We start from the raw sequence: 26,406 nt of genomic DNA on the forward strand, positions 1-26,406 counted from the left end.
GCTCTCCTCGCCTCACGGGCGTCGCCGGCGGTCCGCCCCCAGCATGCCCCCTTCCGGGCGCCCGGTATGCGCCATCCGGGGTATCCGTGACGCCGACTCCCTCTTGTTGAGGTTGAGTCGAACAGGTACATCTCGCCGTACCGATCTACGGAAGCCCCGGAGGAGGTACGCGTGCGCACCACGAGAACCGTCCTTGCGAGACCCGCTCTGATCGCCACCGTCGCACTGACCGGCTCGTTCCTGCTCACCCCCTATGTCGCCGACGCCCGCCCGAAACCACCGGTCCGGGAGGGCTCGGCCCCCGACCACCGGGCGGCGAAGACCCCGGAGTCCGCGGCGCGAAGGGCCCTCGACGACCGGTCGGCCCCCGCCCTCGACGCCACCCGCGGCTACCCGCGCCGGCAGGTCCTCTCCCCCGACCCGGAGAACCCCGCCGACAAGTCCATCAAGCTCGGCCTCACCCCGTACCACGCCATCGCCCCGAGGCTGAACGCCCTCCAGGCGCTGGGCGACCGGGTGAGCGTCGAGGTCACCGGCCGCTCGGCGGGTGGGCACCGGCTGTACCTGGTCACCGTCACCGCGCCGGAGTCGGCCCGCGCCGCCCGGGCGCAGGAGCGGATGCGCGAGCTGATCGAGAACGCGCCCACGGTCGCCGCCAAGTCGCTTGAGATCAAGGCGGGTTACAAGGCCCCGGTCTTCTTCAACAACAACATCCACGGCAACGAGTGGGAGGGCACCGACGCCTCCCTCGGTCTCATCGAGCAGCTCGCCACCGCGAGGGACACCAGGACCAAGGAGCTCCTCGCCCACACCCGGCTCTACTTCAACATCACCGCGAACCCGGACGGCCGTATCGCCGGAACCCGGGCGAACGCCAACGGCTTCGACCTGAACCGGGACTTCGTCACCGCCTCGCAGCCCGAGGTGCGGGCGATGCGGCAGATCGAGATCGACAAGCAGCCGGCCGCGATGCTGGATCTGCACGGGTACGTCAACGGCACCCTCATCGAGCCGACGACTCCCCCGCACGGCGAGAACTACGAGTACGACCTCTTCCTCAAGAACACCTATGCCAACGCCCTCGGCATGGAGGCCGCCGTCAACGGCCTCGGTTACACACCGCAGAAGGACGGCGTCGAGCCGGTCCAGATCCCCTTCCGGGACCAGCAGGAGGGCTGGGACGACTGGCCGCCGATCTTCACCCCGCAGTACGCGGCCTTCCACGGCACGGTCGCCGCGCACACGGTGGAGATCCCCCTCGCCGTCAACAACGAGGAGTACGACACCCTGCCGGTCGCGGAACTGCGCCGCCGCGCCTCCGTCAACGTGGCCGTCGCGGGCGCCGCCATGAAGGCGACGCTGAACTTCGTGCAGAGCAGTCGGAGTTCACTGATCGCCGACCAGATCGAGGTCTTCCGGCGCGGGGCGGCGGGCGCGGCCCAGGTGCCGGTGAGCACGGAGACCGTGCCGGGGGTGCCGGGGATCGGGCCGGAGGACGTCTACACGACCGACTTCCCGCGCGCGTACGTGATTCCGGCGGGCGCCGGAGGGAGCGCCGGGGCCGGGTCCACCGCCGCCGCCCGTCTCGTCGACCACCTCGTCGCCAACGACGTGCGCGTCTCCCGCGCGAGCCGCGCCTTCCGGCTCGGCGGACGGTCGTATCCGAAGGGCACGTACGTCGTCGACATGCACCAGCCCAAGCGCGGTCTCGCCAACTCCCTGCTCGGGGACGGGCGGGACATCAGCGACAAGGTGTCGGTGATGTACGACATCTCGGGCTGGAGTCTGGGGCGGCTGTGGGGTGCGACGGTCACGCCCGTGACGTCCGGAAGCCTGAAGGACGTGCCACTGCGGGCTGTTGCCGCGGCCACGCCCGTCGCATATCTCCCGCCGCGCGGCGACCTTCGGCTGGGTCTGACCGATCCACAGGAGTTCGCGGCGCTCAACTCCCTTCTTCAGCAAGGCGTTCCGGTACGACGGTCGGCCGACGGCAGTGTGATCGTCCCGGCGTCGGCGCGCGCGAAGGCCGCGGTGGCGGCGGACACGTACGACGTCGCCTTCGACGTGGCATCGGGCAGCCATGCCACAACTCCCCTTCCCCGCCTGCGTGTTGCCGCCGCCGTCACTCCCGGTGAGCTGTTCGCGCTGCGGGAGATGGGCTTCGAGGTCACACCGGTGTCGACGGATGTGCTGAACGCCGGGTTCGACTGGTCTTCGGCCGATGTGCTGTTCGTGTCGGCGGGGCTGGAGTACGGCGACCTGAACGAAAGCGCGCGTAAGGCCCTCGACGCCTTCCTCGACGCCGGGCACGGCTTCGTCGGCCGTGGGGCCGTGGGCGCGGCCCTCGACTCGGCGGCCGGTCTGCTGGCCGCGAAGCCGGTCGAGGGCAACGGGGACGCCAACGGCGTGGTGCGCGTGGTGAATTCGGGGCCGGTGACCGCGGGCGCCCCGGACTACGGGTTCGTGTACGCGCCGGTGTGGTTCACGGACCTGGGTCCCGGCGTCCGGGTGGAGCAGTCGTACGCGACGAGCGGTCTCCTCCTGTCCGGGCACTGGAGGCCGCTCGGCGACGGTTCCGGCGGCCCCGCCGCGGCGGCCGGGCGAGCCTCGGTCGTCAGTGGCCCGCATGCCGTCCTGTTCGGCACCGAACCCCTCTTCCGGGATCATCCGAAGGGGGAATTCGCGCAGGTCGGACGGGCGTTGATCACAATGGCCCGGTAGCACGACGGCTCGTACGAACAGCGGTTCAGGTGAGGAGAGCGGATGACTCAGGAGATCCACGGCACCGTCGCCGACGGCTTCGAGGCGGTGCGCGAGGAGTTCGCCGCGTTCGTGGCGGGGGAACTGCCGGACTACGAGGGCCAGTTGTGCGCGTACGTGCACGGCAGAAGGGTCGTCGACCTGTGGGCCGGTGAGGGTGTCGGACCGGACTCCCTCTTCGGTGTCTTCTCGTCGACCAAGGGCGCCGCCCATCTGGTGGTCGCGCTGCTCGTGCAGGAGGGCACGCTGGAGCTGGATCGCAAAGTGACGTACTACTGGCCGGAGTTCGGGGCCGAGGGCAAGGGCCAGCTGACCCTGCGCGATCTGCTGGCCCACCGGTCCGGAGTGATCGGTCTCGACGCGGGCTTCACCGACGACGAGCTGGCCGACGACCGCGCGATCGCCGAACGGCTCGCGGACCAGCGGCCGTTCTGGCGTCCCGGCACGGCGTTCGGCTACCACGCGCTGGTCATCGGCGCGCTCACCGGCGAGGTGGTGCGGCGGGCCACCGGCCGTACGCTCCAGGAGGTGTACGAGGAGCGCGTGCGGGCGCCGTACGCGCTGGACTTCTTCCTGGGGCTGCCCGAGGCGCTGGAGCCCCGCTTCCGGTCGGTGCAGCCGATGGCTCCGACGCCGGCACAGCAAGTGGTGCTGGACGCGACGCCGAAGGGGCCGCATTCGCTCACGTCGATCGCCTTCAACACGCATGTGCCCGAGCCGGGGGACCTGGTGGACTACGCCAACTCCCGTGCCGTGCGCGCCAAGGGGCCGGCGTCGGCGGGCGGGGTGGCCGCGGCACGGGGGCTGGCCGGGATGTACGCGGCGGCGATCAGCGAGGTGGCGGAGCGGCCGCCGCTGCTGAAGCCGGACACCATGGCCGAGGTCGGCCAGATCCACTCGACCGGGTACGACCTGGTGGCCCGGGCGCACAAGTCCTTCGGGCTCGGCTTCCAGGCGGTCTTCTCCGACCCCTGGTACCCGTTCCTGGGCGCGGGCGCCTTCGGCCACAGCGGCGCGAGCGGCTCCCAGGCCTTCGCGGACCCGCGCAGCGGGGTCGCCTACGGCTACGCGCGCCGACGGGTGGCCTACCCGGGCGGGGCCGCTCCGGAGAACGACCGGTTGGTGAAGGCCGTGCACGCGGCGGCACTGGCGAGCTGACCGCGGACCGGAGCAAGGACAGAAACGGACCGGAGCAAAGACAGAAGCCGCACCCCACGTCCTAGGGTGCGGCCTCCGTCCTACGCAACGAGCGGTGTCACACCAGCGTCACGCTGATGTTCCCCCGCGTCGCCTTCGAGTACGGGCAGACCTGGTGGGCCTTCTCCAGGAGGGCCCGGGCGGTGTCGGTGTCCGTGTTCGGGATGGTCGCCGAGATCTCGACGATGATGCCGAAGCCGTCGTCGTTCCTGCCGATGCCGACCTTCGCGGTGACCGTGGAGCCGGAGAGGTCGGCCCGCTCCTGGCGGGCGACGACGCCGAGGGCGCCCTGGAAGCAGGCGCTGTACCCGGCGGCGAACAGCTGCTCGGGGTTGGTGCCCTCGCCGCTGCCGCCCATCTCCTTCGGCGGGTTCACGACGACGTCGAGCCGGCCGTCGTCGGTGGCGACCCGGCCGTCACGGCCGTTCTCGGCGGTGGCGACGGCGGTGTACAGGACGTCGGTCTGCTGAATGGACATGCGGTGTCCTCCTCCTCGGTCCGCCGTGACTCGCGCCCACGATCGACGACGGAATTCGGAAAGAAGTTACCGCATGCCGGAAACAGCAGGGAAGAGGCCTCTCGGCCTCGGAAGACCTACAGCTTGACGATCATCTTTCCGGTGTTGTCGCCGCGCAGGACCCCGAGGAACGCCTCCAGGTTGTTCTCGATGCCCTCGACGACGGTCTCGCGGTACTTCAGCTGCCCGGCGGCCACCCACGGGCCGACCTCGGAGACGAACTGCTGCTGAAGGTCGTAGTGGTCGCCCACCAGGAAGCCCTCGATGCGGCCGCGGGTCTGGATGAGGCGGGCGAGGTTGCGCGGGCCCGGCACCGGCTCGGTGCTGTTGTAGACCGAGATCATGCCGCAGACCGCGATCCGGCCGCCCTGGTTGAGGGAACCGATGGCCGCCTCCAGGTGGTCGCCGCCGACGTTGTCGAAGTACACGTCGACACCGTCGGGCGCGGCCTCGCGCAGCTGCGCGCTCACCTTGCCGGTCTTGTAGTTGAAGGCCGCGTCGAAGCCGTACTCCTCGACGAGCAGCTTGACCTTCTCGTCGGAGCCGGCCGAGCCGATGACCCGGGAGGCGCCCTTGAGCTTGGCGATCTGGCCGACCTGGCTGCCCACGGCACCCGCGGCGCCGGACACGAACACGGAGTCGCCCTCCTTGAAGGAGGCGGTGCGCAGCAGGCCGGCGTAGGCGGTGAGGCCGGTCATGCCGAGGACGCCGAGATAGGTGGAGAGGGGGGCGGCCTCGGGGTCGACCTTCACGACGTTCTTCGCGTCGGTGGCCGCGTACTCGCGCCAGCCGAGGAAGTGCAGGACGTGGTCGCCGACGGCGATGCCCTCGGCATTCGAGGCGACGACCTCGCCGACCGCGCCGCCCTGCATGACCTTGCCGAGCTCGAAGGGGGCGACGTAGGACTTGGCGGCGCTCATCCGGCCGCGCATGTACGGGTCGACGGAGACGTACTTGTTCCGGACCAGCACCTGGCCCTCGCGGGGCGTCGGGACCTCTGTCTCGACCAGGGCGAAGTCCTCGGGCTTCGGCCAGCCCTCGGGGCGGCTGAGCAGGTGCCATTCGCGGTTGATCATGACAGGGCCTTTCTTGATCTACGGACTGCGTGCGGGAAAATACTTCAGTACCTGAAACAACAATGCTCCTGAATATTTCAGGTTGTCAAGTAAAGGGGTAGGCTGGTGTGCATGACCACTCCGCAGAAGACCCGCCGTCCCGACGCACTGACCCTCGAGGTCGTCGAGCTGATCGGCGACGTCGTGGCCCGGTTCTACGCGGACTACGAGGAGGCCGCGGGCGAGCACGCGCTGACCGGCGCGCAGGCGCGGCTGCTCAGCCTGCTGTCGCTCGAGCCGCTGCCGATGCGGAAGCTGGCGCAGAAGCTGAAGTGCGAGCCGTCGAACGTGACGGGGATCGTGGACCGGCTGGAGTCCCGCGGACTGGTCGAGCGCCGCCCCGACCCGGCGGACCGGCGCGTGAAGCTGGCGGCGGCGACGGACGAGGGCCTGCGGGTCGCACGGGAGCTGCGGGACGGGTTGCGCTTCGCGCGCGAGCCGCTGGCGGGACTCTCCGACGAGGAGCGGCTTTCTTTGCGGGATTTGCTACAGCGGATGCTGACGGCCTGAGCCGGGCCCCTGGCCGAGTGCGCTGATCGAGCCCCTCGGGCTCAGGTGCACCACCACAGGAACCGGGTGCACGAGGGCGACGGGTCGGCGCTCGGTGCGGACGTCGTCGGCGCGGAGGTCGCGGTGGGCGACGAGGCCGGTGCCGTGTCCGAGGGGGCCGTCGTCGCGGTGCCCGGGTTGGCGCCCGCCGTGGCGGACTGGGCGTCCTTGGACGGCTTGTCCTTGTCGTCCTTCTCGGCATCCTTCGACTCCGAGGCGGACGGAGAGGCGGAGGCGTCCGGCGACGGGGACCCCGTCGCGCCGCCGCTCCTGCCGTCGACCGGCTTGTCCGTGCCGCCGGCCTCCGCCGATGCCGCGCCGTCCGCCGAGTCGTCGCCGGACGCGGCCGGCTTGGAGCTGGTGAAGGGGGCGTCGACGCCGAGTTCCGCGAGGCTGAGGCCGGCGGCCGCGAGTATCGCCGCGGTGGTTATCAGCAGGGTCCGGCGACGGCGCCTGCGATGGGCCGCGGCTTTGCGATCGCGTCGGCTGGTGCCGACGGTGGGGTCGTCGTCCGGGTCGCCGTCGTCGGGGTCGGCCGGGTCGCCGTGAGCGAGGACGCCCGTGGCGGCGCCACGCTCGTCCGGCACTCCGGCGGCCCGCCCACGGGCCTTCCGGCGCGCGGCACGGCCGCCGCCCGCCGGCGCCACGACGGCTTCGGCGGCGCCGGGGGCCGCCCCGACCGCCACCTGCTGGAGTTCCGCCTGCGGTTCATGGCGCGACTGCGCGGGCACCCGCGGGGACGCCTGCTGGGCGCGTATCTCTTCGACTGAGGTACCGCACCCCGGGCAGGCGAGGGCGCCGTTGAGGTGCCGTCGGCACGGGAGGCAGTAGTCCATGACGCGGGAAGACTAAGTTCCTGACAGGTCACGTTCATAGTCACAGCTGTGAAAGTTGTGTGGTGAACGACCCGTTCCGGCGTGGCGAGTTGAGGACTTCGTCCCAGATCTCCCGGGCATCTCCCCCGATCGCACCGAAACCGCCTCCGAAAGCCGTATCGAAAGCGGTGTCGAAACCGTTATGCGTTCGACCCATTGACACTCCTGGCGCCCCGTCCTTACTGTCACGCCAGCATTTCGAACGTGTGACGAAATCTCGAACAGCTGAGGGGCAATCGCCGTGCGCATCACCGGAATCAGCACACACGTGGTCGGGACGCCGTGGCGCAACCTGACCTACGTCCAGGTGCACACCGACGAGGGGATCACTGGAGTCGGCGAGACCCGGATGCTGGGCCACACCGACGCGCTGATCGGCTACCTGCGGGAAGCGGAGGCCAACCACATTCTGGGCTCCGACCCGTTCGCCGTGGAAGACCTCGTACGGCGGATGAAGTACGGCGACTACGGCCGGGCCGGCGAGATCGTGATGTCCGGCATCGCGGTCATCGAGATGGCCTGCTGGGACATCAAGGGCAAGGCCCTCGGGGTGCCGGTCTGGCAGCTGCTCGGCGGCAAGGTGACGGACAAGGTCAAGGCCTACGCCAACGGCTGGTACACCACGGAGCGGACTCCGGAGGCGTACCACAAGGCCGCGCAGGGGGTCATGGAGCGCGGGTACAAGGCGGTCAAGATCGACCCCTTCGGCACCGGGCACTTCGAGCTCGACCACGAGCAGACCCTGTACGCCGTCTCCCTCATCGAGGCCGTGCGCGACGCCATCGGTCCGGACTCCGAGCTGATGCTGGAGATGCACGGCCGCTTCTCCCCCGCCACCGCCGTCCGGCTGGCCCGCGAGCTCGCCCCCTTCAAGCCCGCGTGGCTGGAGGAGCCCTGCCCGCCGGAGAACCTGAAGGCGCTGGAGAAGGTCGCCGCGAAGGTCGACATCCCGGTCGCCACCGGTGAGCGGATCCACGACCGCATCGAGTTCCGCGAGCTGTTCGAGAGCCAGGCCGTCGACATCATCCAGCCGGACGTCGGTCACATCGGCGGCATCTGGGAGACCCGGAAGCTGGCCGCGACCGCCGAGGCCCACTACGTGCTCGTGGCGCCCCACAACGTGGGTGGCTCGGTCCTCACCGCCGCCTCCCTCCAGGTCGGCTTCACCTCCCCCAACTTCAAGATCCTGGAGCACTTCAACGACTTCGCGGACGCGGAGATCAAGAAGGTCGTCAAGGGGGCGCCGGAGGTCGTGGACGGCTACTTCCACCTGACCGACCGGCCCGGCCTCGGCGTCGAGTTCGACGCGGACGCGGCGGCCGAGTTCCCGCAGCAGCAGGCCCGGTTCGACCTGTGGGCCGAGGGCTGGGAGCAGCGCAAGCCGAAGGGCACGAAGTGACCTCCCAGGTCGTCATCGAGGCGCCGGGCGAGCACCGGGTCACCTCGCACGAGCCGCGGCGGCCGGAGGCCGGGGAGGCGCTGGTGCGCGTCCACGCCGTCGGCATCTGCGGCAGCGACCGCGAGGTGTACCAGGGCAACCGGCCCGAGGGGTACGTCCGTTACCCCCTCACCCCCGGCCACGAGTGGTCCGGGACGGTCGAGGCGGTCGGCGCCGGCGTACCCGGGAGCCTCGTGGGCCGCAAGGTCGTCGGTGAGGGCTTCCGCAACTGCCAGGTGTGCGACCGCTGCCACGCGGGCGAGACCACGCTGTGCACCGCGGGGTACGAGGAGACCGGGTTCACCCAGCCGGGTGCAATGGCCGCCACGCTCACCCTGCCGGCGCGGCTGCTGCACGCCCTGCCGGACGACGCGGACCTGACGGCCGCGGCTCTCCTCGAACCCGCCGCCTGCATCGCGGCCGCCGCCATCAAGGCGAACGCCCTGCCGGGCGAGCGAGTCGCGGTCGTCGGCACGGGCACGCTGGGCATGTTCGCCGTTCAGTTCCTGAAGGCGGGCTCGCCCGCCGAGCTCCTCGTGGTGGGGACCCGACCCGACCGTGCGGAGCTTTCGAAAACTTTCGGCGCCACCGACTTCCGTACCAAGGACCAGGAACTCCCCGACGACTTCGACGTCGTCATCGAGACCGCCGGGTCCGCGTCCGCCGCGCGCACCGCCGCCTCCCTGCTCAGGCGCGGCGGACGCCTGGTCCTCACCGGGATCCCGGCGCCGGGCGCCGAGGGTCTCGACCCGACGGACCTGGTGGTACGGCAGCTGGAGGTGCACACCGTCTTCGGGGCGCCGCCGGACGCCTGGGCGCACACGGTGCGGGTGTTCGGCGCCGGACTGCTCGACCCGCTGCCGCTGGTCACGCACGAGCTGCCGCTGGACGAGTTCCCCGAGGCCATCGAGCTGGTCGGATCCGGTGATCCCAAGGTGGGCAAGGTGCTGCTCCGCCCCTAGACGTACGCCGGTACGGGGGCGACCTGACGGCCCCCGTACCGGCGTACACCCAGAGCCTTCTCATACCCCGAGCCGCGAACCTTGTCCGAAATACCGAACACGAAGGACAGCTTGTGACGACCGACGCTTCCGCCCCGGCGGCCCGCCGACCCGGTGAGCAGGCGCTCACCGCGCTCGGTCTGGGCGCGCCCGCCCTCGATCCCGCCGACGCCTCGGCGCACACCTTCCCCGGCGGCGGCCGCTGGCGCACCGAGATCCCCTCGTGCGAGGGTCCCGAGGCACTGGCCGTCGTCCTCAAGGAGTCCTCGCGCCTCGACGTGCCGATCCACCGGATCAGCCAGGGCAGCGGCATCTGGATGCTGAGCGACGCCGAGATCACCGAGATGGTCGACGCGACCAACGAACGCGACATCGAGCTCTGCCTGTTCACCGGCCCGCGCGGCACCTGGGACATCGGCGGCTCCGTGCGCTCCGACTCGCGGGGGGCCGGACTGCGCGCACGGGGCCACGACGCCGTGGCCGGCTGTGTCGAGGACGCGGTGCGGGCAACGGAGCTGGGCGTCAAGTGCCTGCTCGTCGCCGACGAGGGCGTGCTGTGGACGCTGCACCGGGCGCGCACCGCCGGGATCATCCCGGCCGACACCACCCTCAAGGTGTCGGCGCTCATCGGGCCAGTCAACCCGGCCGCGTACGCGGTCTTCGAGCACCTGGGCGCCGACTCGGTCAACGTGCCCAGCGACCTGACGCTCGATCACCTCACCGAGATACGGCGGGTCTCCGCCGCCCCCATGGACATGTACATCGAAGCCCCCGACGACCTCGGCGGCTACATCCGGATGTACGAGGTCGCCGAGCTCATCCGGCGTGGCGCACCGCTCTACCTGAAGTTCGGTCTGTCCAAGGCTCCCGGCATCTACCCGTGGGGCACCCACCTGCGGGACGTGACCCTGGACACCGCCCGGGAGCGGGTGCGGCGCGGCCGCCTCGCTCTCGACCTGCTCGCCCGGCACGGTGCGGACGGCGACATGGCGCCGCTCGGCTCCCGGTTGCCCGGAACGCTCAACCGCTTTCCCACCGAGGCCTGAACCACCTCTCCACCTCTCAACGTCGAGAAGAACAGGGACTGATCACCATGCGCACTCGTAGAAGCGCCCTCACCCTCATAGCCGGAGCCGCCTCGCTCGCCCTCACGCTGTCCGCCTGTGGGCAGAGCAGCGAGGGCGGCAGCAAGGAGAGCTCGGGCAGTGCCAAGGGCGGCACCATCGGTATCGCGATGCCCACCAAGTCCTCCGAGCGCTGGATCGCCGACGGCAAGAACGTCGTCAAGGACCTTGAAGCCAAGGGCTACAAGACCAAGCTGGTCTACGGCGAGGACGACCCCGACCAGCAGGTCTCGCAGATCGAGAACCTGATCACGCAGGGCGTCAAGGGCCTGATCGTCGCGGCGATCGACAACAAGTCGCTCAACAACGTGCTCCAGCAGGCCGCGGACGCGAAGATCCCGGTGATCGCCTACGACCGCCTCATCCTCGGTACGAAGAACGTCGACTACTACGCGTCCTTCGACAACACCAAGGTCGGTGAGCTCCAGGCCAGTTACATCGTCGACAAGCTGGGCCTGGCCAGCGGCAAGGGCCCGTTCAACATCGAGCTGTTCGCCGGCTCCAACGACGACAACAACACCAAGTACTTCTTCAACGGCGCGATGAGCGTGCTCCAGCCGTACATCGACAAGAAGAAGCTCGTCGTCAAGTCCGGCCAGACCAAGCTCACCCAGGTCACCACCCTGCGCTGGGACGGTGCCACCGCCCAGAAGCGCATGGAGGACATCCTGACCTCCACGTACTCGAGCGCCAAGGTCGACGCGGTCCTGTCGCCGTACGACGGCATCTCGATCGGTATCCTCGCCGCCCTCAAGTCGGACGGCTACGGCTCCTCCAGCAAGCCGCTCCCGGTCATCACCGGCCAGGACGCCGAGCTCGCCTCGGTGAAGTCGATCATCGCGGGCGAGCAGACGCAGACCGTCTACAAGGACACCCGCAAGCTCGCCGACGTCGCCGCCAAGATGGTCGACGACGTGCTCAACGGCAAGACGCCGGAGACCAACGACACCAAGACGTACGACAACGGCACCAAGGTCGTCCCCGCCTACCTCCTTCAGCCGGTGAGCGTCGACAAGACCAACTACACGAAGGAACTGGTCGACACCGGCTACTACACGGCCGACGAGCTCAAGTAGTCCGCCTTTTCGATGAGTTCGATGAGAAGGCCGACCATTCCTACGGACTGAAAGGGCACGACCATGGCGGGACCCGTCCTGGAAATGCGCTCGATCGTCAAGACCTTTCCCGGCGTCAAAGCGCTGTCGGACGTCACGCTGACCGTCCGTCAGGGCGAGGTCCATGCCATCTGCGGTGAGAACGGCGCCGGAAAGTCCACCTTGATGAAGGTGCTCTCCGGCGTCCATCCGCACGGCACCTACGAGGGCGAGATCCTCTTCGAGGGAGAGGTCTGCTCGTTCAAGGACATCCGGGCGAGCGAGCACCACGGCATCGTGATCATCCACCAGGAGCTGGCACTCGTGCCGTTCCTGTCGATCGCGGAGAACATCTTCCTCGGCAACGAACACGCCTCCGGCGGGTTCATCAACTGGAACGAGACACTCAAGCACGCCACCGAGCTGCTGCGCCGGGTGGGGCTGTCCGACCACCCGGAGACCCGGATCGCCGACATCGGCGTGGGCAAGCAGCAGCTGGTGGAGATCGCCAAGGCGCTCTCCAAGAAGGTGAAGCTGCTCATCCTCGACGAGCCGACCGCGGCTCTGAACGACGAGGACAGCGGCAAACTCCTGGATCTCATCCTGGAGTTGAAGAAGCAGGGCATCACCTCGATCATCATCTCCCACAAGCTGAACGAGATCCGCAAGGTCGCCGACTCGGTGACGATCCTGCGCGACGGCCGGTCCATCGAGACCCTGGACGTCAAGGCGGCGGAGACCACCGAGGACCGGATCATCTCCGGCATGGTCGGCCGCGACCTCGACCACCGCTTCCCCGACCGCACGCCGTACGAGGGCGAGGCGGACGCGGCACCCGCGCTCGAGGTCCGCAACTGGACCGTGCACCACCCGATCGACCAGCAGCGCAAGGTGGTCGACGATGTGTCGATCAACGTGCGCCGCGGGGAGATCGTCGGTATCGCGGGCCTGATGGGCGCCGGCCGCACCGAGCTCGCGATGAGCGTGTTCGGGCGCAGCTACGGCCGGCACGCGGGCGGCCACGTCTTCAAGGACGGCCGGGAGATCCGGACGAAGACCGTCGCGGAGGCCGTCCAGCACGGCATCGCGTACGTCACCGAGGACCGCAAGCACTACGGCCTCAACCTCATCGACAACATCAACCGGAACATCTCGCTGACCGCCCTGGGCAAGGTCGCCAAGCGGGGCGTGGTCGACGAGCACGAGGAGCGGAAGGTCGCCGAGGGCTTCCGCAAGTCCATGAACATCAAGGCGCCGACCGTCTTCGAGACGGTGGGCCGGCTGTCCGGCGGCAACCAGCAGAAGGTCGTCCTCAGCAAGTGGATCTTCGCGGGTCCGGACGTGCTGATCCTGGACGAGCCGACCCGCGGCATCGACGTCGGCGCCAAGTACGAGATCTACACGGTCATCGACCAACTCGCCGCGCAGGGCAAGGCGGTCGTCTTCATCTCGTCCGAGCTGCCGGAGCTGCTCGGCATGTGCGACCGCATCTACACCATGGCCGCCGGGCGGCTGACGGGCGAGGTCCCGCGGGCCGAGGCCACGCAGGAAGTGCTGATGCGCCAGATGACGAAGGACAAAGAGGTAACGCGATGAGCACGGATGTGACGGACAAGGTCCCGGCCTCGGCGCCGCCCGGCAAGAGCGGGGGTTCGGACTCCGAGGGACTGCTTCAGCTGATGCTGGGCGGCCTCAAGCGCAACATGCGGCAGTACGGCATGCTCATCGCGCTCGGCCTGATCGTGGTCCTGTTCCAGGTGTGGACCGGCGGCGACCTGCTGCTCCCGCGCAACGTCTCCAACCTGGTGCTGCAGAACAGCTACATCCTGATCCTCGCGATCGGCATGATGCTGGTGATCATCGCGGGGCACATCGACCTGTCGGTCGGCTCGCTGACGGCGTTCGTCGGCGCGTTCGCGGCCGTGCTGACCGTGCAGCACGGCGTGTCGTGGCCGATCGCACTGGTGCTGTGCCTGCTGGTGGGCGCGGTCGCGGGCTCGTTGCAGGGTTTCCTGATCGCGTATCTCGGAATACCGTCGTTCATCGTGACCCTCGCGGGCATGCTGCTCTTCCGCGGTCTGACGGAGATCTTCCTCCAGGGCCAGACCCTCGGCCCGTTCCCGGACGGCCTGCAGAAGCTCGGCAACGGCTTCCTGCCCGCGGTCGGCCCGAACACCAACTACCACAACCTCACGCTGCTGCTCGGCATCGTGCTGCTCGCCTTCGTGGTCTTCCAGGAGGTCCGCGACCGCAAGCGCGAGCAGGAGTTCTCGCTCGACGTGCTGCCCAGGAACGCCTTCCTGCTCAAGCTCGTCGCCATCGCCGCCGCGATCATCGCGGTCACGATGATCCTCGCCAGCTACCAGGGCGCGCCGATCATCCTGATCGTCCTGGGTGTGCTGGTGGTCGGATACGGCTACGTCATGCGCAACGCCGTCTTCGGCCGCCACATCTACGCGATCGGCGGCAACCTGCCGGCGGCCAAGCTGTCCGGCGTCAAGGACAAGAAGGTCACCTTCCTTGTCTTCCTCAACATGGGCGTGCTCGCGGCCCTGGCGGGTCTGGTGGTCGCCGCCCGTCTGAACGCGGCCTCGCCGAAGGCGGGTCTGAACTTCGAGCTCGAAGCCATCGCCTCGTCGTTCATCGGTGGCGCGTCCATGAGCGGCGGTGTGGGTACCGTCCTCGGCGCGATCATCGGTGGTCTCGTCCTCGGTGTGCTGAACAACGGCATGAACCTCCTCAGCGTCGGCACCGACTGGCAGCAGGTCATCAAGGGCCTGGCCCTGTTGGCCGCGGTCGGGTTCGACGTGTGGAACAAGCGCAAGTCAGGTTCGTAAGTCAGCTCGGGCCCCGTCGCGAGGCGGGGCCCCACCCCTTTACGGGAGCCGCACAAATGGAACTGAACAGACGCACAGTCATCGCGGGCGCCGCGGCCGCGGGCATCGCCGCCACCACCCTCGGCAGCGGCACGGCCGAGGCAGCCTCCGGAGGGAAGAAGCCGGTGAAGGAGCTCTTCGGCAAGCTCGCCGACGGCACCAAGGTCTACCGCTGGTCGCTGGAGAACGGCGGCACCCGGCTCAAGGTCCTCAACTGGGGCGGTGTGGTGCAGGGGCTGGAGATCCCGGACCGGCGCGGCCACTACGCCAACGTCTCCCTGGGCTTCGACAACATCGCGGACTACGTCGCCAAGACCCCGTACTTCGGCGCCCTGATCGGCCGTTACGGCAACCGCATAGCCAAGGGCCAGTTCACCCTGGACGGCAAGAGCTACCAGCTGTCCGTGAACGACGGCGTCAACAGCCTGCACGGCGGCACCCAGGGCTTCGACAAGCACATCTGGGACGTCGAGCCGTTCACCAAGGGCTCCGACGTCGGCCTGGTGCTGCACTACACCAGCATCGACGGCGAGATGGGCTACCCGGGCACGCTCAAGACGAAGGTGACGTACACCCTCACCAAGCACGGCGACTGGCGCATCGACTACGAGGCCACCACCGACAAGGCCACGGTCCTCAACCTGACCAGCCACGTCTACTGGAACCTGGCCGGCGAGGGCAGCGGCACGATCGAGGACCACGAGCTCACGATCGCGGCCGGCCGGTACACGCCCACCGACACGGGACTGATCCCCACGGGCGAGCTGGCGAAGGTCTCCGGTACCCCGTTCGACTTCCGCAAGACCAAGACGATCGGCCGTGACATCCGCGACGGCCACGTCCAGCAGGTGCAGGCCAAGGGCTACGACCACAACTGGGTCCTGGACAAGGGCATCACCGACAAGCCCGTGCACGTGGCGACCCTGCGCGACCCGCGCTCCGGCCGCACGCTGAAGATCGCGACCGACCAGCCCGGCCTCCAGTTCTACTCCGGCAACTTCCTGGACGGGACGCTGACGGGTACGGGCGGGAAGACGTACCGTCAGGGCGACGCCCTGTGCCTGGAGACCCAGCACTTCCCGGACTCGCCGAACCACGCGAACTTCCCGTCGACGGTGCTGCGACCTGGGCAGACGTACCGGACCACCACGGTCCACACGTTCTCCGCCTGAGCCGACACCGCGGGGTTCACAGGAGCTTCACAATTTTCCATCGAATCCACAGCGGTTGAACAGCGCCACACAGGCATCCGTATGTAAGGGCGGCCCGTGCTCCCCCGCGCGGGCCACCCAGACACGACGGGCCCGGTCGTCCCCGCCGGATCCGCCCCATACGGAGGTTCCATGGCCGACAACGTCACCTCGCTGTTCCGCAGTACCGCGGCTCACAGCCCGTCGATGGCGGCGTTGACCCGAGAAGGCGGCGAAGGGGCCGGCCCGATCGACTTCTGTATCCCCTGCAACCCCTACTTCCCCACCCCGGCCATGATGGACACCATGTCGGCGCGGCTGCGCGACATCGTGACGTTCTACCCGAGCAGCGCCGACACCATCACCGCCGAACTCTGCAACCTGCTCCAACTCCCGCCGCAGGCCGTGGCGATGGGCAACGGCTCGACCGAACTCATCACCTGGATCGACCACCTGATGGTCCGCGAGTCCCTCGCCATCCCCGTCCCCACCTTCGGCCGCTGGACCGACCAGCCCATGGAGACCGGCAAGCGGGTCGACATGTTCCCGCTCCAGGAGTCCAGCGGCTTCGCCCTCGACCTCGCCCAGTACGCCGAGTTCATCCGCGCCCGCGGCACCAAGGTCGCCGTCATCTGCAACCCGAACAACCCCGACGGCGGCTTCCTGCACAAGCACGCGCTCGTGCAGTTCATGGACGCCATGGCCGACCTGGACCTCGTGATCATCGACGAGTCGTTCCTGGAGTTCGCCGACGCCGAGCAGGAGCCGAGCGTCGTCCAGGAGGCGATGATCCGGCCCAACGTCATCGTGCTGCGCAGCCTCGGCAAGAACTTCGGCCTGCACGGCATACGCTTCGGCTACATGGTCGCCAACCCCGCGCTGGCCGGGCGGGTCCGTTCCATGCTCCCCAAGTGGAACCTCAACGCCTTCGCCGAGTACGTGGTGTTCATGCTCAAGGAGCACGGGCCCGAGTACGCGCAGAGCCTGCTCCAGGTCCGCCGCGACCGCCTCGACATGGCCAGCCAGCTCTCCTCGCTGCCGGGTCTGACCGTCTACCCCTCCCAGGGCAACTTCCTCTTCGTGCGCCTCCCCGTGGGCGCCGAAGGCACCGTGGTCCGGGACCGCCTGCTCACCGAGCACCGGATCCTGGTCCGTGAGTGCGGCAACAAGATCGGTTCGTCCAGCCGCTTCCTGAGGCTCGTGGTGCGCCCCCAGACGGACGTGCGTCGCCTGGTGTCCGGCATGGAACAGGTGCTCTACGGGACCAGGAGGGGAGCCGCCGTGCCCGAGCTGGGCGCCGGGACCAGCTACAGCTCGGGCACGGCGGCCGTGGACCGGCTGGTGGGGGAGACCAACGGGGCGGGTATCCAGATGCCGATGCAGATGCCCGCGGCGCCTGAGCCGGTTCCGGTGCCGGTGCCGGCCGCCATGCCGATGCCGACGCCCATGCCCGCGCCCATGCCTGCGGCGGCCATGCCGGCTGCCATGCAGGCGCCCATGCCCATGCAGACGCCGATGCAGATGCCTGCTCCGGCCCCCATGCCGGCCGCGATGCAAATGCCCGAGCCCATGGGTGCGCCGATGGCCACCGGGCCCACGCCGCCCGGTGTGCCGGCTCGTGGGGGGCTTACCGCGGCGCAGGTGCGCGGTACCACCGGGCCCGGGCTTGCTCCGGCTCCGGCCACCGGGTGGCCCAATGCGCAGAGTTGGCCCAGTGCGGCGGGGGCGTAGTCGGTTCGGTGCGGGTGTGTGGGGGCTGGTCGCGCCCACGCGGCGGAGCCGCAAATCGATACAGCCCCGCGCCCCTAATGGGGCGCTACCCTCACGGCGTTGATCAGTGACGCGCCCAGCGGCAACGCATGACACTCCCCCATCTTGAAGCCCGTCTCCTCCAAGAGCCGTTGGTAATGGCTCTCGTCTCGCTCCCTGCCTCCTACGTTGCACAGCATGTGGACATCCCACGCCACCGCGAGTGACGGAGTTCCCTCTCGGTTCGGCAACAGGCGTTCCACCAGCAGGAGTTGGGCACCCGGTCGCATCGACTCCGCGCACCTGCGCAGGATCGTCAGGCAGCGGTCGTCGTCCCAGTCGTGCAGTACGCGGGACAGCAGGTAGACGTCCCCGCCCTCCGGCACCTCCTCCGTGAAGTCGCCCGGCATGAAGGTGCAACGGGCGGTCAAATCAGCCAGGTTGGACCGTGCCGCCTCCAACGCCCCCGGCTGCTCCAGGAGTACGCCCTCCAGGTGGTCGTGTGCCCGCAGCACCCGCCCCAGCAGCTCGCCGTTTCCGCCGCCCACGTCGATCGCCTTGTGGGCGTCCGTGAAGTCCACCAGGTGCGGCACCGGGGCGAACATCTCCGCGCTCGACGCCATCGCGCGGTGGAAGAGGTCGCCGAGTTCGGGGTGTTCGGCCAGGTAGGGGAAGTGGTGCCGGCCGTAGCGGTGGGCGAAGGACTCCTCGCTGGTGCGGACCGAGTGGGTGAGGCCCGCGAAGGAGTCGTAGAACAGGCCGCCGTAGAGGAGGGCCAGGGGGTGGAGGGAGAAGTCCGTGCCGGTGCGCAGGGGTTGGGCCGCGGCGGTGAGGTGGTACGTGCCGTCGGCGGAGGTCACCAGGCCCAGGGCGGCGAGGTAGCGCAGGAGGCGGCGGAGGGCGTCGGGGTGGGTGTCGGTCAGTTTGGCGAGGAGGTCCGCGTCCATGCCCGGGGTGTCGGCCAGGTGGTCGGCGATGCGGAGTTCGGCCATCGTGGCGACGGCCTGGGTGGCCCAGGCGCCCGTCATCGTGTTGAGCAGGGCGACCGGGGGGTCGGGCAGGGGGTCGTGGCGGCCGGGGAGGCGGAGTTCGAAGCGCTGGTGGGTGCGAGTGCGGTAGTAGAGGACCGTCACGTTCTCGTGGCCGTTGTAGCCGCCGCCGTCCGGGACCGCGCCGGCCCGCTCCTGGAGCAGGGTGCGCAGTCCGGCCGGGACCACCGGGCCGGGTGAGGTGAGGGCGAAGGCGTGGTGGGACTCGTGGTCGGCGGCGCGTTCGTCGACCGCGACGGCCTCCAGGGGGGAGTCGGGGGGCACGGGCAGCGCGAAGATCTCGACGCTGCGGCCCTCTACGGCCACGTGGACGATGCCTACCGGGCTGTCGCCGACGATCGCGCCGTAGCGCCGGGCCAGTCGTCCTCGTACCACCACGCTCGGGGCCATGGCGCCCGGTTCCAGGCCGCGTTCGCGGAGTTCCTCGCGCAGGCCGTCGAGGGTCGCGGGGAAGACCAGAACGGCGGTGTGGTCGAAGACCAGGTGGCGGGAGACGTCCGCCCGTTCCGCGGCGGTGAGGTCGGGGAGCAGTTCGGCCAGGACCTGGTCCGTGTCGTGGGCACGGACGTGGTCGACCGCGCGCCGGATCCGTTGCAGGTCGGCTTCGGCCAGGCGTGCCTGTACGACGGGGAGGTTCATGAAGGGTTCCCGTTGATCGTGGGTGTGCGTGTTCCGCGGTCAGATGCCGGTGTAGTTCTCGGCGAAGAAGTCCTGGTGGGTGCGGGAGTCGCGCAGGCTCTCCAGGCGGGCGTACTGGAGGGCGCGGCCGTAGCGGGCCTCGGCGCCGTCGGCGGCGGGCCCGTGCAGCAGGCCGCTCATCCAGTGCGAGAACTCGTGCGCCCGCCAGACGCGCGGCAGGCAGTCCGCGGCGTACCGGACGAGCCCGCTCTCGTCGCCGCGGGTCAGTGCCTCCGCCAGGGCCCGGGCCAGCAACTCCGCCTGGAGTACGGCGAGATTGGCGCCCTTGGCCGCCGAGGGGCTGATGAGCCCGGCCGCGTCGCCCGCCAGCCACAGCCGCCCGGCGCCGGGGCTCTCCAGCACGTCGGAGCGCAGGTCCACGACCGCCTTCTCCAGCACGGGGCCCTGCCGGAGCGGGCCGAACTCGGCCGTGCGCATCCGCGTCGCCAGCTCGGTCCAGATCCGCTCGTCGCTCCACTCGGCAGGATCGGTTCCTCTCGGGCACTGGAGGTAGTAGCGGGTGACGGACTCCGTACGGGCCATGTGGCCCGCGAACCCCCGCTCGTGCAGGGCGTATCCGACGGCGGCCATGCTGGGCGGGGCCTCGGCCAGCACCGCCAGCCAGGAGACGGCGTGGTCCCAGCGGTCCGTGCGCGTCCCCCGTGCGGCGAGTGTCCGGCGGGCCACCCCCCGGTGCCCGTCGCACCCGGCGACGTACCGTCCCGTCACGTCCTGGCCGCCGCGCACCCGCACCCGGCCGCCCTCGGTGATCTCCTCGACCTCCTGCCCGAACCGCAGCTCACCGCCGCGCCGCAGGTACTCGGCGACCAGGTCCCGCACCAGCTCCTGCTGGGGGTAGACGGTGTGCACCTCGCCGCGGCCCAGCCGCCCGTAGTCGAGGGTGAACTCCCCCCGGTCGCTGCGGAAGAGGCAGGTGGTGTGGGTACGGCCGCGGGTCCGCAGTCCGGCTGCCAGGCCGTTGTCGGTCAGCACGCTGACGGAGTGGGCGGCCAGGAAACCGGCCCTGGCCCGCCCCTCCACCGCCGCGCGCCCACGCCGTTCCAGAATTACGCAGTCGACACCCCGGTCCAGCAGAAGATTGCCCAGAACCAGCCCCGCCGGGCCCGCCCCGACGATCACCACACCGACCTGTTCTCCCAGGTCGAACCGTTTCCCCATGCCCACCCTCTGATGTTCCGCTTTCGGCCAAAGGGTTTCATATCACCCGGATCTTCACCGCACCCACACAGAACGGGGTGATTGGACCATACAGGTGACATTACGGCTAGTATGCGACGGGCCAACCGGTGCTCCAGCTCAGCTGGTTGATGCCGACGTCGTACGACGCGAAGAGGTAGTAGTAGCCGTTGCGCTTCACGATGTACGGCGCCTCGACCGCCTTGGCCCCATACGGGCGGGCGGCGATCGGACCACCAGCCCGCGGCTTGGGGAGAAGGCGTCGCCGCCGACGCTGAACGCGGTCCGGTCCGGTCCCGTAGGCCAGGCCGCCACCCGTGGAGTACAGCAGGCAGCGGCCGGCCGAGGTGCGGAAACGGCCCGCGCAGCCTCAGCCGCGCGGCCTGCGGGCGGTGAAGCGGAACTGGTTCTCGCCGGGCGTCGTGATGACGGTGATGTCGGTGAACCCCGCGGTGGTGAGCCGGAGTTCGAGGGTGTCCGGGTCCACCGGGACGTAGGTGTCGTCGATGTGGGCCTCGCGCAGCTCGTCACTGGCGGAGGCGTCCGCCCCCACGAACATCCCACCGGGACGCAGCAGTTGACGCACCCGTACGAACAACCGGTCCTGGGCCTCGGGTGATTCGACGTGGTGCAGCATCGTGAAGCAGGTCGCCGCGGAGAAGCGGTCGGGCTCCAGGTCGACGGTCGTGGCGTCGCCGTGGACGACCGTGGCGCGGGTGCCGTCGAGGCGGGCGGCGAGCTTGTGGGCGAGGTCGGCGTCGATCTCGACCGCCGTGACCCGGTCGGCCAGTTCGAGGAGCAGGTCGGTGGTGAGGCCGGGGCCAGGGCCGACCTCCAGTACGTCGTCGCCGAGTTCGGCCGCCTCCCGCAGCCAGGGCAGCAGCCGGGTGCGCAGCAGCTCGGCCCACTCCGGGGAGTTCAGGAAGGTCAGGTGGTACTGGTTCATGGACGTCATGTACTCATTCGTACATACTCCGGGCCATGACCGGCTCCGCACGAACGGCCACTTCCGTGCCTCCCGCGGCCAACTCCCGCTGGGCGTTGATGCGTTCGGTCGGGGTGGCCGCGGGGGCCTTCGCCTTCGAGGGCGACGGGACGACCCCGTGGCACCTGCACGACCAGCACCAACTCGAGTACGCCTCAGAGGGGATCGTCGGTGTCGAGACCGCGACGGCACGCCACCGGCTGCCGTCCCGCCAGGCGGTGTGGATACCGGCCGGCCTCGCCCACCAGAGTTCCTTCATCGGGGCGAGGACGGTCTCGGTCTTCTTCGATCCCGCGCTGCTGCGGGACACCGGCGGCCGGGTCCGCGTCCTTCCGGTGGACCCGATCCTGCGCGCGATGCTCATCTACGCGGCGCGCTGGCCGATCGGCCGGACGACCGGCGACGCGGTCGCCGACTCCTACTTCGAGGCGCTGTCCCACCTGGTCCGCGAACGCCTCGACGAGGAGCTGCCGTTCCACCTCCCGACCAGCACGGACCCCCTGATCACGGAGGTCATGCGGCACACCGACACCCACTTGGCCGCGGTCTCCCTCGACCAGGTCTGCCGCGCGGTCGCCGTCTCCGAACGCACCCTGCGCCGCCGCTTCCAGGCCGCCACCGGCATGACATGGCGTCAATACCTGCTCCACAGCCGCCTGTTGCACGCCATGACCCTGCTGGTCGAGCCCGACAGCACGGTCCTCGCCACCGCCCTCGCGGTGGGCTTCGACAGCGCGAGCGCGTTCAGCCGGGCCTTCCAGGCCTACACCGGCGAGACGCCGAGCGGCTTCCGCCAGGAACGGGCCTCTCGACCGGCCGCTAGTGGTCGTTCTCCAGGTGCAGCTTGAGCAGGTCCACGCCGTAGTCGCCGCCGTTGGGGGTGCGGATGATGGTGTGGATGTGCTGCTGGGTGGGCTCCTGGCCGGTGCCGTAGGCGAGCGGGGACTGGGCGTCGTACTCGATGAGCACGACCGGGCTGTGCACCCGGTAGTAGAAGGCCGAGGAGTCCTTGGTCTCGCCGATCCAGTAGAAGTACGTGTCGTCGAGGTGGTCCTCGACCTCCGTCATCCGCACCTCGGCGTGTCCGTCGTTCATGTTGCCGACGTAGACGCGGACCAGGTCGAGGAGCTTGTCGCGCTGGGCGCTGGTGAAGTCCTTGGCGACCAGGCCCTGGTAGGCGAGCTTGGCGTTGTCCTGCCCGGCGCCGGCCTTGAAGTTGTCGCGGGCCTTGGTCTCGGAGGAGATGACCTTCTTCTGCTGGGCGGAGGTGAGGGAGCGCAGCAGCGTGAGCCCGGCCTTGGTCTCTGTCCTGAAGAGGGTGATCTTCTCGCCCTTGTAGGTGGCCGAGGTCGGCTCGGAGCCCATGAAGGTGGGGGTCATGACGACCTGGTCGCCGAGCACGAAGTAGTTGATCGCGACGTGGTGACCCTCGTACTGGAAACCCCAGGGCTTGGTGGTCGACGGGGTGCCCATGAAGGTGAAGAAGTACGCGCCCTCGGTGAGGGTCTCCCGGCCGCCGCCGCTGTAGTCGCCCAGGAAGGCGTTGAGCTTCATGATGTTGCGGGTCCGGGTGAGGCCGTCGGCGGAGAGGGCGGCGCCGAGCAGCGCGTAACCGAGGTTGCGCTGCTTGGTGGTGATGTCGCCCATCCGGACGCCCTGGCGCTCGTACCCGTCGACGTTGCTCCACTTCAGCCACTCGTCGTCGTCCACGTCGAACACGCAGGACTTGCGCTCCTTGCTGGAGAGCCCGTCCAGGAAGGCCTGCGCAGCCTTGACGATGCCGTCGGTGGAGACGTCGGTGGAGTGGATCGAGTACAGGTCGTCGACGATCTTGCCGTTGGTGGTGACGCCCTTGAAGTCGGCGTACTTCACCTCGCTGGCGCCGGGCCCCATACCGCCGCCGCCTCCCCCACCGGGTCCGCCGGAGGGCATGCCGCTGGGGCCACCGGAGGGCATGCCGCCGGGCCCTCCCGAGGGGGCTTGGCCGTAGGCCGAACTGCTGGCCGTGTTCGAGGAGTTGGAGCCAGAGGAGCAGCCGGTCATGGTCGCCATGGCGGCGACTCCGCCGGCGAGCAGCGCCTTGTTCATGAACCAGCGGCGGCTGCGGTCGGCTTCGGGGGTACGTGGTCGGTGTCCGTGCATGCGTACCAAAGTCCATGACGTACCTGAAGCGTTCCTGGGGCCTGCCTGTGAGCCCGACGGAGAGCACATATCCTGCACGGCATGACCATGCCATCAGAGAGACCCGACGGACGTGCGGCGCAAGCCCCCTGGACACTGGCCCGTTTCGCGCAGGGCGCGATAGCGGTGGCGGCGGCCGCAGAGGTGTACCGGGCCGTGATGGTGAGGGCACACGATCTCGACCCCGTCGGAACGCCGGAGAGCCGCTCGGGCTTCGCCTCGATGGTCTCCGTGTACGCGACGACGGCCGCGGCGGCCCTCTTCCTGACCTGGCAGCACCGCGCCCGCCGCAACGCCCGGGCGATCTCCCCCGGCGTGGACCTGGGCCACGACGTCTGGGCCGTGGCGGGCTGGCTCATCCCGTTGGTCAACTTCTGGGTCCCCCGCGGCCTGCTCCTCGGCACGATGCGGGCGAGCGCCCCCGCCGGCGATCGTCGCGGCGAGGTTTTGGTGAACGCGTGGTGGGGGGCTTGGGCGGCGCATGTGGCGGTCGGCCTGTTCTGGCGGTCCTCGACCTCGCTGCCACTGCTGGTGGCGTCGGAGGTGCTGAACGTCGTCGCGGCGGTCCTGATCCTGTGGCTGATCCAGCGGATCACGTCCGTGCAGAGCGGTACGGCGGGCTCCGCGGGGAAGGCCGACGGTCCGAGCCGCTCGGAGGTCAGGACCGAGGCGCCTTCCTGACCAAGGCCCGCCACCCCGGCAGATCGACTTCCGCCAGCACGATCTTGCCCGGCGCCTCCCGCTCCAGGACCTCCCAACGGTCGGCGAGCGCGTCGACGAGAACGAGACCGCGGCCGTTCTCGTCGAGAGGAAGCGGAGGGTGTACGGCGCCGGGGGCGGGCGGTCTCTCCTCGGCGCGGGTGTCGGTCACCTCGATCCGGACGCTGCCCGTGACGAGCGACAGCCGCAGCTCGAAGTCCCGCCCCGGGACACGACCGTGGGTGACGGCGTTGGCGGCGAGTTCGGCGACGATCGCGGCGACGGCGTCGCAGGCGTCGCTGCCGGGTGGGACGCCCCAGGTGTGCAGCTGGTTCAGGGCGAGGTGGCGGGCGAGGCGGGCACCGCGCGGGGTGGGGCTGAGGCGCTGGGTGAACGTACGTACGGTAACGGGGGGTTGGTTGGCGAGGGGTGCGGTCATGACCCCAATCTGGCGGGCCGACGGGGCACTTCACCAGGTCCGGCGCGCGTACTCTCGCGGAGCGTACGCGGTCACGGACTGGACAGTACATGTGACTGCCCGTGACCATGAGCGCGGGAGGTGACCGACTGTGGTCGATGGTGGTGGCGGTGAGCCGGAGTCGTCGGACAGCATGCGGACGTTCGGGGCGGTGCATCAGGCTCTGCGGGAGCATGCGGGGCTGAGCCGGGAGGAGTTCGGCGACCTGGTGCGGTTCTCCAAGCACACGGTGGCGTCGGTGGAGTTGGGGCGGCGGATGCCGGACGCGGTGTACGTGGACCGGGCGGAGGGGGTTACGGGGAACACGGGGGCGTTGCGGAAGGCGTTGCCTACGGTGGTACGGCAGCCGGGGCTGGCGACGTGGTTCCGGAAGTGGGCACGGCTTGAGGCGACCGCGATCACGTTGTACACGTATGAATGCCGGTTGATTCCGGGGTTGTTGCAGACGGAGGCGTATGCGCGGACGCTGTTCACGAACCAGCTTCCGCCGCTGGACGACGAGCAGATCGAGGCCCAGTGGGTCGCACGGGCGGAGCGCCAACAGCTGCTGCGGGAACGGCCGAACACGGCGTTCGGCTTCATCCTGGAGGAGCATCTGTTCCGGCGGCGGACGGGCGGGGTGGATGTCACGTGGGAACTCATCGATCACGTACTGGAGATCGCGGAGTTGCGGAACGTGGAGATCCAGATCATGCCGACGGTGCAGGAGACTCACGCCGGGTTGGATGGGCCCGTGCAACTGCTGGAGACGCCGGACAACCAGCGTTTCGCCTACTGCGAGGGCCAGGAAAGCGGCCAGTTCATCGCTGATCCAAAAGTGGTCAGCATGCTCCAGATGCGGTATGCCAGGATGCGCTCACAGGCTCTTACGCTCAGGGACTCCACGAGCCTGTTGCAGCGGATGCGAGGAGACCTATGAGCACGTCCGAACTGGCCTGGTTCAAGAGCAGCTACAGCAGTGGCGGATCCGGCGACTGCGTAGAGATCGCCCTCTCCTGGCGCAAGTCCAGCTACAGCAGCAGCGGCGACGGCGACTGCGTAGAGGTCGCCGCCTGCCCCACCACCATCCACCTCCGCGACTCCAAGGACCCGCAGGGCCCGCAGTTCGCCGTCTCCCCCACTGCCTGGTCGGACTTCATCCGTGACCTTGCCCTCTGATCGGTTCCGGGACCCGCGCCGCACCGAGTACGACTTCATCGACTTGATCACCGTGCGGTGCCCTGGTTGCGAAAAGCCCGCCCGGGTCGTTCCGGCGCCCGAAGGCTCCGATGCCGGGGGCCGGATGCTGTTCAGGCCTCGGCGTCTGATCTGTCGTGACTGCGGGCTGTCACGGGTGTGCAGCGGCCGTGATGTCACGCTCTCCCGCGGCACGGCTCAACCCGCGACGGATCCGTACTTCGGCCTACCGCTCTGGCTCCAGGTCGAGACCCGGCACGGGTGGTTGTGGGCGTACAACCTCGAACACCTCGACCTGATCCGTCGTTTCGTCCAGGCATCCCTGCGGGAACGAGCACCCTGGTACGACACCGGTCAGAAGATGACCTTGGTGGCTCGCCTTCCGGCATGGATCAAGCAAGCGGGGAACCGCGACGAAATCCTGCGTGCCGTCAGGCGGATCCACGCCTCGCTGGTCGCCACCTGAACCAGCCTGGGG

General features: G+C 69.4%; 24 protein-coding genes. 16 read left to right on the forward strand and 8 right to left on the reverse strand.

All coding sequences use genetic code 11. The features are described 5' to 3' along the window. Positions 1–171: 171 nt before the first annotated feature. Positions 172–2,721, forward strand: a complete 2,550-nt coding sequence (locus ACQEWB_RS15155; RefSeq protein ID WP_432831084.1) for a M14 family zinc carboxypeptidase — start codon at positions 172–174, stop codon at positions 2,719–2,721. Positions 2,722–2,763: 42 nt separating this feature from the next. Beyond that, positions 2,764–3,918, forward strand: coding sequence for a serine hydrolase domain-containing protein (locus ACQEWB_RS15160; RefSeq protein WP_432831086.1), 1,155 nt, complete (start codon positions 2,764–2,766; stop codon positions 3,916–3,918). Between the two features lie 97 nt (positions 3,919–4,015). Here the strand turns inward: ACQEWB_RS15160 and ACQEWB_RS15165 are convergent, their stop codons facing one another. Together ACQEWB_RS15165 and ACQEWB_RS15170 are read right to left on the reverse strand one after the other, a co-directional pair. Beyond that, a complete protein-coding gene (locus ACQEWB_RS15165) occupies positions 4,016–4,435 on the reverse strand; it encodes an organic hydroperoxide resistance protein (protein WP_432831088.1) in 420 nt (139 codons plus the stop codon). 116 nt (positions 4,436–4,551) lie between these two features. Continuing rightward, positions 4,552–5,550 carry an NADP-dependent oxidoreductase gene (locus ACQEWB_RS15170; protein WP_432831090.1) on the reverse strand — a complete coding sequence of 333 codons (999 nt, stop codon included), beginning with the start codon at positions 5,548–5,550 and terminating at the stop codon, positions 4,552–4,554. Between the two features lie 111 nt (positions 5,551–5,661). On the opposite strand from ACQEWB_RS15170, the gene ACQEWB_RS15175 reads away from it, so the two are divergent. After that, entirely contained in the window at positions 5,662–6,099 is a 438-nt protein-coding gene (locus ACQEWB_RS15175) for a MarR family winged helix-turn-helix transcriptional regulator (protein ID WP_432831092.1), read from the forward strand. 41 nt (positions 6,100–6,140) lie between these two features. Here the strand turns inward: ACQEWB_RS15175 and ACQEWB_RS15180 are convergent, their stop codons facing one another. Further along, positions 6,141–6,974 carry an SCO2400 family protein gene (locus ACQEWB_RS15180; protein ID WP_432831094.1) on the reverse strand — a complete coding sequence of 278 codons (834 nt, stop codon included), beginning with the start codon at positions 6,972–6,974 and terminating at the stop codon, positions 6,141–6,143. 280 nt (positions 6,975–7,254) lie between these two features. Here ACQEWB_RS15180 and ACQEWB_RS15185 point away from each other — a divergent pair, with 280 nt between their 5' ends. The 8 genes from ACQEWB_RS15185 to ACQEWB_RS15220 all read left to right on the forward strand — a co-directional run bounded on the left by ACQEWB_RS15185 (position 7,255) and on the right by ACQEWB_RS15220 (position 17,467). Continuing rightward, positions 7,255–8,412, forward strand: coding sequence for a mandelate racemase/muconate lactonizing enzyme family protein (locus ACQEWB_RS15185; protein ID WP_432831096.1), 1,158 nt, complete (start codon positions 7,255–7,257; stop codon positions 8,410–8,412). Then, complete coding sequence (locus ACQEWB_RS15190) at positions 8,409–9,413, forward strand: zinc-dependent alcohol dehydrogenase (RefSeq protein WP_432831098.1); 1,005 nt, start codon at positions 8,409–8,411, stop codon at positions 9,411–9,413. Before ACQEWB_RS15185 ends, ACQEWB_RS15190 begins: the two co-directional genes overlap by 4 nt. Before the next feature lie 113 nt (positions 9,414–9,526). Then, positions 9,527–10,498 carry a hypothetical protein gene (locus ACQEWB_RS15195; RefSeq protein WP_432831100.1) on the forward strand — a complete coding sequence of 324 codons (972 nt, stop codon included), beginning with the start codon at positions 9,527–9,529 and terminating at the stop codon, positions 10,496–10,498. 47 nt (positions 10,499–10,545) lie between these two features. After that, positions 10,546–11,652, forward strand: a complete 1,107-nt coding sequence (gene chvE, locus ACQEWB_RS15200) for a multiple monosaccharide ABC transporter substrate-binding protein (protein ID WP_432831102.1) — start codon at positions 10,546–10,548, stop codon at positions 11,650–11,652. 63 nt (positions 11,653–11,715) lie between these two features. After that, on the forward strand, positions 11,716–13,266 hold the full coding sequence (gene mmsA, locus ACQEWB_RS15205; protein WP_432831104.1) for a multiple monosaccharide ABC transporter ATP-binding protein: 1,551 nt from the start codon (positions 11,716–11,718) through the stop codon (positions 13,264–13,266). Continuing rightward, complete coding sequence (gene mmsB / locus ACQEWB_RS15210) at positions 13,263–14,507, forward strand: multiple monosaccharide ABC transporter permease (RefSeq protein WP_432831106.1); 1,245 nt, start codon at positions 13,263–13,265, stop codon at positions 14,505–14,507. Before mmsA ends, mmsB begins: the two co-directional genes overlap by 4 nt. 56 nt (positions 14,508–14,563) lie before the next feature. After that, complete coding sequence (locus ACQEWB_RS15215; RefSeq protein WP_432831108.1) at positions 14,564–15,718, forward strand: aldose epimerase family protein; 1,155 nt, start codon at positions 14,564–14,566, stop codon at positions 15,716–15,718. A gap of 171 nt (positions 15,719–15,889) precedes the next feature. Next, the gene (locus ACQEWB_RS15220; protein WP_432831110.1) at positions 15,890–17,467 is read left to right on the forward strand and encodes a pyridoxal phosphate-dependent aminotransferase; all 1,578 of its coding nucleotides are present in this window, start codon (positions 15,890–15,892) and stop codon (positions 17,465–17,467) included. Positions 17,468–17,541: 74 nt separating this feature from the next. Here ACQEWB_RS15220 and ACQEWB_RS15225 read toward each other — a convergent pair whose 3' ends face one another. The 3 genes from ACQEWB_RS15225 to ACQEWB_RS15235 form a co-directional block, all read right to left on the reverse strand. Further along, positions 17,542–19,173 carry a methyltransferase gene (locus ACQEWB_RS15225; RefSeq protein ID WP_432831112.1) on the reverse strand — a complete coding sequence of 544 codons (1,632 nt, stop codon included), beginning with the start codon at positions 19,171–19,173 and terminating at the stop codon, positions 17,542–17,544. A gap of 39 nt (positions 19,174–19,212) precedes the next feature. Continuing rightward, positions 19,213–20,391, reverse strand: coding sequence for a 4-hydroxybenzoate 3-monooxygenase (locus tag ACQEWB_RS15230; RefSeq protein WP_432831114.1), 1,179 nt, complete (start codon positions 20,389–20,391; stop codon positions 19,213–19,215). Positions 20,392–20,779: 388 nt separating this feature from the next. Then, positions 20,780–21,364, reverse strand: coding sequence for a class I SAM-dependent methyltransferase (locus tag ACQEWB_RS15235; protein ID WP_432831116.1), 585 nt, complete (start codon positions 21,362–21,364; stop codon positions 20,780–20,782). A 26-nt stretch (positions 21,365–21,390) separates the two neighbouring features. Here ACQEWB_RS15235 and ACQEWB_RS15240 point away from each other — a divergent pair, with 26 nt between their 5' ends. Continuing rightward, positions 21,391–22,242 carry an AraC family transcriptional regulator gene (locus tag ACQEWB_RS15240; protein ID WP_432831118.1) on the forward strand — a complete coding sequence of 284 codons (852 nt, stop codon included), beginning with the start codon at positions 21,391–21,393 and terminating at the stop codon, positions 22,240–22,242. On the opposite strand, the gene ACQEWB_RS15245 is transcribed toward ACQEWB_RS15240, so the two are convergent. Further along, the gene (locus ACQEWB_RS15245) at positions 22,214–23,536 is read right to left on the reverse strand and encodes a DUF3500 domain-containing protein (RefSeq protein WP_432831120.1); all 1,323 of its coding nucleotides are present in this window, start codon (positions 23,534–23,536) and stop codon (positions 22,214–22,216) included. The genes ACQEWB_RS15240 and ACQEWB_RS15245 overlap by 29 nt on opposite strands. 81 nt (positions 23,537–23,617) lie before the next feature. On the opposite strand from ACQEWB_RS15245, the gene ACQEWB_RS15250 reads away from it, so the two are divergent. Next, positions 23,618–24,256 carry a DUF4328 domain-containing protein gene (locus tag ACQEWB_RS15250; RefSeq protein ID WP_432831122.1) on the forward strand — a complete coding sequence of 213 codons (639 nt, stop codon included), beginning with the start codon at positions 23,618–23,620 and terminating at the stop codon, positions 24,254–24,256. On the opposite strand, the gene ACQEWB_RS15255 is transcribed toward ACQEWB_RS15250, so the two are convergent. Continuing rightward, the gene (locus ACQEWB_RS15255) at positions 24,234–24,713 is read right to left on the reverse strand and encodes an ATP-binding protein (RefSeq protein ID WP_432831124.1); all 480 of its coding nucleotides are present in this window, start codon (positions 24,711–24,713) and stop codon (positions 24,234–24,236) included. The genes ACQEWB_RS15250 and ACQEWB_RS15255 overlap by 23 nt on opposite strands. A 172-nt stretch (positions 24,714–24,885) precedes the next feature. Here ACQEWB_RS15255 and ACQEWB_RS15260 point away from each other — a divergent pair, with 172 nt between their 5' ends. Genes ACQEWB_RS15260 through ACQEWB_RS15270 form a run of 3 tightly spaced genes read left to right on the forward strand, consistent with a single transcriptional unit; the run spans position 24,886 to position 26,394 of the window. After that, entirely contained in the window at positions 24,886–25,671 is a 786-nt protein-coding gene (locus ACQEWB_RS15260; protein ID WP_432831126.1) for a Scr1 family TA system antitoxin-like transcriptional regulator, read from the forward strand. Continuing rightward, on the forward strand, positions 25,668–25,910 hold the full coding sequence (locus tag ACQEWB_RS15265; RefSeq protein ID WP_432831128.1) for a DUF397 domain-containing protein: 243 nt from the start codon (positions 25,668–25,670) through the stop codon (positions 25,908–25,910). The genes ACQEWB_RS15260 and ACQEWB_RS15265 overlap by 4 nt, the downstream gene beginning before the upstream one ends. Then, a complete protein-coding gene (locus ACQEWB_RS15270; protein WP_432831130.1) occupies positions 25,894–26,394 on the forward strand; it encodes a hypothetical protein in 501 nt (166 codons plus the stop codon). Before ACQEWB_RS15265 ends, ACQEWB_RS15270 begins: the two co-directional genes overlap by 17 nt. Positions 26,395–26,406 lie beyond the last annotated feature (12 nt).

The sequence above is a fragment of the Streptomyces sp. CA-249302 genome (assembly GCF_050936785.1).
In the GTDB taxonomy this organism is placed as follows: domain Bacteria; phylum Actinomycetota; class Actinomycetes; order Streptomycetales; family Streptomycetaceae; genus Streptomyces.